The sequence below is a fragment of the Gardnerella sialicivorans subsp. sialicivorans genome (assembly GCF_056746795.1).
Genome location: NZ_JBWPXA010000008.1, coordinates 63,711 through 70,437, shown reverse-complemented (window position 1 = coordinate 70,437; position 6,727 = coordinate 63,711). Strand labels below are relative to the sequence as shown.

7 protein-coding genes are annotated in these 6,727 nt (G+C 36.7%); 2 read left to right on the top strand and 5 right to left on the bottom strand.

Translation table 11 applies throughout. The annotated features are described in order from the left end of the window. Nucleotides 1-179: 179 nt before the first annotated feature. On the bottom strand, nucleotides 180-1,295 hold the full coding sequence (locus tag AC1EKB_RS05985; protein WP_481249115.1) for a class E sortase: 1,116 nt from the start codon (nucleotides 1,293-1,295) through the stop codon (nucleotides 180-182). Between the two features lie 9 nt (nucleotides 1,296-1,304). After that, a complete protein-coding gene (locus tag AC1EKB_RS05980; protein ID WP_481249118.1) occupies nucleotides 1,305-2,096 on the bottom strand; it encodes a DUF881 domain-containing protein in 792 nt (263 codons plus the stop codon). Between the two features lie 76 nt (nucleotides 2,097-2,172). Here AC1EKB_RS05980 and crgA point away from each other — a divergent pair, with 76 nt between their 5' ends. Continuing rightward, entirely contained in the window at nucleotides 2,173-2,574 is a 402-nt protein-coding gene (gene crgA, locus AC1EKB_RS05975) for a cell division protein CrgA (RefSeq protein ID WP_415694782.1), read from the top strand. 120 nt (nucleotides 2,575-2,694) lie between these two features. Here the strand turns inward: crgA and AC1EKB_RS05970 are convergent, their stop codons facing one another. Beyond that, entirely contained in the window at nucleotides 2,695-4,032 is a 1,338-nt protein-coding gene (locus tag AC1EKB_RS05970) for a THUMP-like domain-containing protein (RefSeq protein ID WP_481249114.1), read from the bottom strand. 214 nt (nucleotides 4,033-4,246) lie between these two features. Further along, entirely contained in the window at nucleotides 4,247-4,948 is a 702-nt protein-coding gene (locus AC1EKB_RS05965; protein WP_415694785.1) for a rhomboid family intramembrane serine protease, read from the bottom strand. Between the two features lie 216 nt (nucleotides 4,949-5,164). Between AC1EKB_RS05965 and AC1EKB_RS05960 the strand changes: the two genes are divergently transcribed. Next, complete coding sequence (locus AC1EKB_RS05960; RefSeq protein ID WP_032817642.1) at nucleotides 5,165-5,374, top strand: hypothetical protein; 210 nt, start codon at nucleotides 5,165-5,167, stop codon at nucleotides 5,372-5,374. A 103-nt stretch (nucleotides 5,375-5,477) separates the two neighbouring features. Here the strand turns inward: AC1EKB_RS05960 and AC1EKB_RS05955 are convergent, their stop codons facing one another. After that, complete coding sequence (locus tag AC1EKB_RS05955; protein WP_481249113.1) at nucleotides 5,478-6,569, bottom strand: hypothetical protein; 1,092 nt, start codon at nucleotides 6,567-6,569, stop codon at nucleotides 5,478-5,480. Between the last annotated feature and the right edge of the window lie 158 nt (nucleotides 6,570-6,727).

The window sequence follows — 6,727 nt, the reverse complement described above, 5'->3', positions numbered from 1 at the left end:
TTTTAATAAGCTGTTTTAATAAGCTGTTTTAATAAGCTGTTTTAATAAGCTGTTTTAATAAGCTGTTTTAATAAGCTAGCAAACCAATGATTTATAAGCTGCTTGCAGTCTAATAAGCTAGAAAACTAATTAGACAAGTAAACTGTAAACTAATAGATTCCTAGCTTATTAGAAGCGAATTAATAAATCGTTGTTGTATATGCAGACATTTCTCTTAAGAATGGAATTGTTGCAGAAACAAACGGATATATCCATTGCATAAGAATTGCAATTGCTGTTACGTAGATTAGTGCGCAAAGAACTAATCTTATTGGCAAAATACCAGGCTGCAATCGCATAAGTCCGCCAAAAATGCTGAATTCTGGCTTTGGCTTTAATCCAGCTCGGATTTGACGTCTTAGAGGCCATTGCCAAGCGACAGCTGCTGCAGCGAAGATAATAATGTACGCAACTATAGCAATAAGCATAACTGGAACAAGCGAATCGAGCTTAGAAGCCAAAGACTGCTGTTCGTTATTTACAAACTTAACTTGACCATTTGAATCTACTGTAGAAAGCTCTTTAGGAATACCATCGGAAACCTTAGCCCAATAATCAAACTCGCCAAAGCTAATAAAGCGGAACTTAGGAGTTGAATATTTTGGCTCACAAGTAACAAGCGTAATCATGCGCTTTTTAGGGTTCTTGCTGTGATTTATTGGGTCTTGATCAAGAACTTCACTTTGATCTGGTCTAACAATCTTGTGCGTAACGTACTTATAAACGAACCAATAATCTTTTGTACGAATAATAATAGGATCACCCTTTTGGAATCGGTCAACGTCTGCTAAAGGCTGGCCGTAGCCGTTTCGGTGACCACTAATAGCAATGTTTCCGATTTCTCCCGGCATCTCTGTTTTAGGGAAGTGTGCAAGTCCTCGCCTGTTTAATATTTCTAGGCTAACGCCTTCAACAATATTGCGCTCCCATTGATCGCCAAACCTAGGAATGTATGCTCGAGCAAGAAGTTCTCCATACTTTACTCTTTGCAATTTAGGAGGATCGTCTACTTGAGGAAGAGCAATCTTGGTTTTTTTGCCAGCAGCAGGATTCTTCCATGAAACAGCCTCTCTGGTTTCAAACTGTACATGCTCAGATTGAGCGCCCGTCCACCACATTTGCCAGACAATGTACAATGCGCAAACAACTGCAAAAGCTATAAGAAGTTCTCCAACAACGCCAGCTATTGTCCAAAGTGCACTAGCCTTTGTTGTTTTGGCTTCGCTACGTTCGTGCTTGTAGTTAGAACGCTTCATTTTACTCCTTTATTGTTTGGTGGAATGGTGTTGGGGAATATTGTCAATAATATCTGCATCTTTTGGAACCGAAGCAAACCTTAGAGGCTGCAATAGGGCAGACGACTCTAAGAACTTTAAGTTTCCCCTTTTTTCCACTTTCCATCCCAGTCCAAAAGTACTGACATAGTCTTTATATGTTTGAATTGCTGGAGAATTATCCAACGATTCTATCATGTCTTCTATTGAACCAATAGCAGATATTCTATACGGTGGCGAGTACTGATGGCCTTGCAACATAAGCACATTTCCAATACAAACAACAGCTGAATTAAACAAGATTCTTTGACCCTGAATTGTTATAGCCTCCGCTCCGCCTTTCCAGAGTGCATTTACAACGGCTTCTATATCTTGTTGGTGAATTACATAGTCATTTATGTTTGCGGAGCTTCCAGACCCGTTTACGGCAGTTTTCCAAAGTGGCGAATCGTTTAGTGTTACCGTAATTCCTGGTCCTTGTATTGCTGGGAGCATTGTGCTTGCGCCAGTATCGTCGGAAGAATCGGACCCGCTTGGGCTACTCGTTAACGTTTTGTTTAGAAGATTAATTTTAGAATCTAACTCTTTAACATCTTCTCGCAAAGCTTTTGCTCTTTGAGAATTTCTTTCCACCATTTGCCCCGTATCGGAAGTTACGAATGCAGTACGATTTATGCGCAAATTAGTAACGAATAAGTAACCAGTAAAACAAATTGCTAGGGCAACGGCAATGCTTCCTAACAGCGATTTTCTAGCGCCGTGTTTACCTGTTTGTTTTACCATAATACCCATTCTTCTTCTTGCGTTCGAGTGTAACTATTATTATAGCGTGTAGCCGATTGATTGGAGTGTTACTGTTATGGCTGACGAAGAATTGAATAAATCGAACACCACTTCATCTGCCGATGTGGATGAATCTCAAAACTCTTCTAAAGAAGACTTGTATGGTGTTCCTATGGAACAGGTTGAAGCTGTTTTGAATGCAACTGCCGATAAAGAGTCGTTGTCTCCGCAAATACAGCGCATGATGAAGCGTCAAGAAGAAAATACTCGCAGAGTGGAAGAGTCCATTAAGGGCACTAAAGCTAACGCTGGATGGTTTGTTCCACTATTTTGCACGCTTATGATTGTTGGCTTGTTCTGGGCTGTTATTTATTACTTGAATCCTGCTTTGCCAATTCCAGGAATTGGAGCGTTTAATCTTTTGATTGCAGCATGCTTGGTTATGGCTGGGTTCTTAATGACAATGTGCTGGAGATAGCTTATAGATAGCTTGATAGCTTTATATAGCTTGTAGATAATTTGATTTTGGCTGCATGTAATAAGCGTGCAGCCATTTTTATATGCGTACTTTGTGTGTTTTGCGTATTTTGTGTGTTTATTACTCCGCTTTACTTGCACAAATAAGAATATGGTTATTTTTAGAATCGGTAGTTGCAATAATCCTAGTGCTTCCACCGTCTTTTAGCTTAAGTCTTTTCTTTAGGTCGTTTACGCTTAGCGGAAAATTGTATGTTGCAATATTTGCGTAGGTTATTTTAGAAAGAGCTTTGCTGATTTCTTTTTTGTTTAAGCTACAAATATTGTCTATTTTCCAAATGTTTCCAGGAAAATCTGATTTATATTCGCAAGATATAAAAACGTGGCTGTTGCTTGCGATTTGAAACACGTTGTATTTAGAGCTTAAAATCTTAAAGCATCCCGACTTCATAATTGAAGAATTTGGCTCATAAGCATATTTAGCGCAGTTTTTCCAATTATTTATGATTAAATCACTTGAGTTTTGCGCGTTTTGTAGGTGTGATTCTTGTGATTCTTGCGATTCTTGCGATTCTTGCGATTCTTGCGATTCTTCTTCTACTTTATTTAAGTCTGGATTGTATTTTGCGTTAAAAACGGTTATTGAGTCATTGTTTGCGCAATAAACTTCAATAGTTGAATTCATGTTTGAGTCCAACACTAAAAGCAGTTCTTTGCACTCGTTATTGTGTGAAACAATGTGTACTTGACTAACGTTTCCACAAAAATCGCAAACAGCTTTTCTCCAATCAAGCATTGGAGATAGTTTAATAATCACAAATTTCGCTACTTGCAGCATGCTTGGTTTTAGCTCTAAAACATTAGGCGTGCAATCTTTAATCGCGTACGTTCTAGCTCCACTTTTATCTCGTCTTGCTGGGTCAATATAAATAATCGTTGCGTAGTCTACTTTTTCTAGCACTTCTACGCTTGTTGAGTTTACGCATTGAACATTGTTTAAGCGCATAACAGTCATATTGTGCTGGCTTATGGCCGATAGTTCTTCTTGAGTTTCTACGCAAATGGCTTTGCAAAACTCTTGGCTCATAATTGCGCAATCTACTCCAAATCCGCCAGTTAAGTCGATTAGAGTTGTTTTGCACTTATCAATATTGTTGTTTTTTATAAGACGATTTGCGATGCGTGCTTTATATTGCGCGGTTGCTTGCGACGAGCACTGTTCCATAGAAATATGTGATGGGTAAATAACTTGATTGTTTTTATACCACATTGGCAGTTTTGTTTTTGCAATCTGCTTTCCGCTTATTTGATTAACAGCAAAAGCAACATTCACGTTTGGGTTATTAGACGCTTTTAGAGCAGCTTCTTTTGGGTTTGTGTTTTGATTTTGAAGAATAAAATCAATAGTTTGCTGATTTTGATCTTGTAGTTGTTTTGTGTGAGTGTTGTTAGATTGCATAATTCTATTTTTGATTAAGGTTTAGAGAAAGTCACAATTTTCCAAAAATGTGGATAACTTTTATACACTTATTAACATGCCTTAAAATGCAGAGTTATCAACGATTGTGTACAACAATGTGGATAACTTATTTAGATATACCCATGTTATACCCAGGTTATGCACATTTATGTCCACAATTGTGGAGAACTACACGCGTGTAATTTAACGCTATTTATTGCAAACAGAATGCGCTTATTGCCAGAAGAACAATAAGTGTTAGTAAAGAATAAATAGCAAATCGCTCATTAAAAGATGCTTTTTTAAGAAGAGGATTATTAGTGCCAAGTAAAGTAGACAGCACTATTCCAGTAACAATTCCACCAATATGAGCTTGCCAAGCAATATTTGGAACCAAAAGAGGCATTGCAAGCGTTAGACCAATCCAAATTAAAGTGCCATTAACGCTTTCGCCAAGTCGCCATTGCGCAACCAAAAGAGCGCCAATAAGCCCCATAATCGCCCCTGATGCGCCATAAGCTGCGATTATCCAGTCTTGCGTAAGCTTTGAATAAAGTAGAGTTGCAACACATCCGCCAAGTCCACTAATGGCATATAAGAAAAAGAACTTCCACTTACCAAAGAATCTCTCAAGCTCTATGCCAAGCGAATACAAGCAAATCATGTTAAAAAGAATGTGCGTAAGTTCTGGTGCGTGAACAAACATAGACGTAAACCAAGTCCAGCTTGCTTTTGTAATCAAAAATGGTGCAAAAGCAGTATTTTCAACAAATAGTTGATATGCGCTTGGCAAAAAAGTGTGAAGAATCATCTCAATAATCCACACAAACACGCAAATGTAGATAATTGAATACGTTGCGGTTTTGCAATTAGCTTTAAAGCGCTTAACAATGGTGTTTATGTCAAAATTGTTCATAAAACAACATTATCTAATTGCATACACAAATTTGCATACACAAGTAAGTAATAATAGTCATTAAAAATGTTTTGTAAGATTTATGCTGTTTTGTGCATAAAAATATAACAAAAAGATGCAAGTGTTAAAAAAAATCACTATTATAGTGAATACACGAGTAAACTCGATAAAAACGTTGACTTGGACGAGCAGGTCAGCTTAACGAAAGGAGCCATCATGGAGAACAGGTCCTCTGGCGGTTGGAAGTTCTTTGCACTGCTCTTTGGAGCACTGCTCGCAGGTATTGCGGCATTGTATGTTTACAAGCAGCATAATCCTGATTATGATCCATGGGAGCAGCCATGGGAGAACAGCTCTTCGCCAATTAACATAGGCGCAGAAAAAGAAGATAAAGACGAAGAAGCTAGTAAGCCAGTAGAAGCTTAATAGCTTAACTGTTTATAAAAATGAGTGGCGGTAGATTTATTTGAGAACCTGCCGCCACTCGTTTTTTATTTTGTTTTTTATTTTGTGTTTTATCTAAATATTTTTAGAACCAAGAAGAATGAGGTCGAGTATTCCATTCGATTCCTCTTGTATTGTCTGCAATCTCTCTAGTGTTGTTAGCAATTGCACTTGTATTGTCTGCAATAATAAAGCCATTAACACATTGTATAGTTTGAAGAACGTTAGAAATCTTCTGTAGCTTAATCATCTCTTCTTGATTCTCAAGCATTGTCTTCTGATTATCGACCATGGCATTTAGCTTTTGCCTCATATCCATTTGATTATTAAGAACTTGGTTATGATATTGATCTCGCTTGTATGCAGTAATCATCTCTTTGATTGTATCTGCCTCGTGATTCTTAACTAGAGAAATAAAATATTCAACAGAATCTAAAACATAGTAATCATTTGGATACCACGAAGAAGTTTCTGCAAGCATATGCTCTTTAATGTCATTCATTTCTTTGTATAATGCACTACGACGTTCGTCAACCATGTTATTGTGTTGAACAATCTGATCATTCTTTTCTTTAATTTGTGCATTTAATTCAGAAACACGTTTTTCTTCTTTATTGTTATCGCGATTAATTTTTTTATTATATTTTTTAACAATAATCGCAGCCACAATAGCTGCAACAATAAATGCAATAACATTAATAGCAGCATAAATTACGAACGATCCAATATTGTTGTATTTAACCGAAAAATTATAAGTATTCCACAATCCACTAAGCCAAGCTAATATAAGCAGAACAAGTAAGACTCTTCCTATATTTAACATTGTTTTGCTATTCTTTGCTTTTCCAACAGCAAATACAGCTGTTATAACTACGCAAAAAATAAGTCCGTTAATATTGCCGCTTAATGCAGTAATAACTCCGAATACGATGCTAAAGGCTATACCAGCCATAAAAAGACCATAATCAGATTTTTCTTTAGCGCTGTCTGTTTTGATAAGTTTTTTAAGAATAAGTTGCTGTTCAGATAGTAATTGTCGTTTTTCTTTTTCTGCTTGCATAAACAAGCTAAGTTTTTCATTAAACTTTTGTATATAATCCCTTACAGAATATAATCCGTTTAATAATTCGGCACCTTCTGGGAGCAAACTATGCTGCATATTTTCTTCTACAGACATATTTTTTCCTTAATCTTAGATTAATTAAAACGTATATTTACCGCGTTATATTGTATGACTTTAAGATTACAAGTAACACATTTTATAAAAGATTGAAGAACGCATAAAGCGCATAAAACATATAAAAAGAGCAGCGGAAAAATGTTTCCACTGCTCTT

Coding starts and splice junctions, on each gene's coding strand:
- AC1EKB_RS05985 (WP_481249115.1), bottom strand. CDS start 1,295: ATGAAGCGTTCTAACTACAAGCACGAACGTAGCGAAGCCAAAACAACA.
- AC1EKB_RS05980 (WP_481249118.1), bottom strand. CDS start 2,096: ATGGTAAAACAAACAGGTAAACACGGCGCTAGAAAATCGCTGTTAGGA.
- crgA (WP_415694782.1), top strand. CDS start 2,173: ATGGCTGACGAAGAATTGAATAAATCGAACACCACTTCATCTGCCGAT.
- AC1EKB_RS05970 (WP_481249114.1), bottom strand. CDS start 4,032: ATGCAATCTAACAACACTCACACAAAACAACTACAAGATCAAAATCAG.
- AC1EKB_RS05965 (WP_415694785.1), bottom strand. CDS start 4,948: ATGAACAATTTTGACATAAACACCATTGTTAAGCGCTTTAAAGCTAAT.
- AC1EKB_RS05960 (WP_032817642.1), top strand. CDS start 5,165: ATGGAGAACAGGTCCTCTGGCGGTTGGAAGTTCTTTGCACTGCTCTTT.
- AC1EKB_RS05955 (WP_481249113.1), bottom strand. CDS start 6,569: ATGTCTGTAGAAGAAAATATGCAGCATAGTTTGCTCCCAGAAGGTGCC.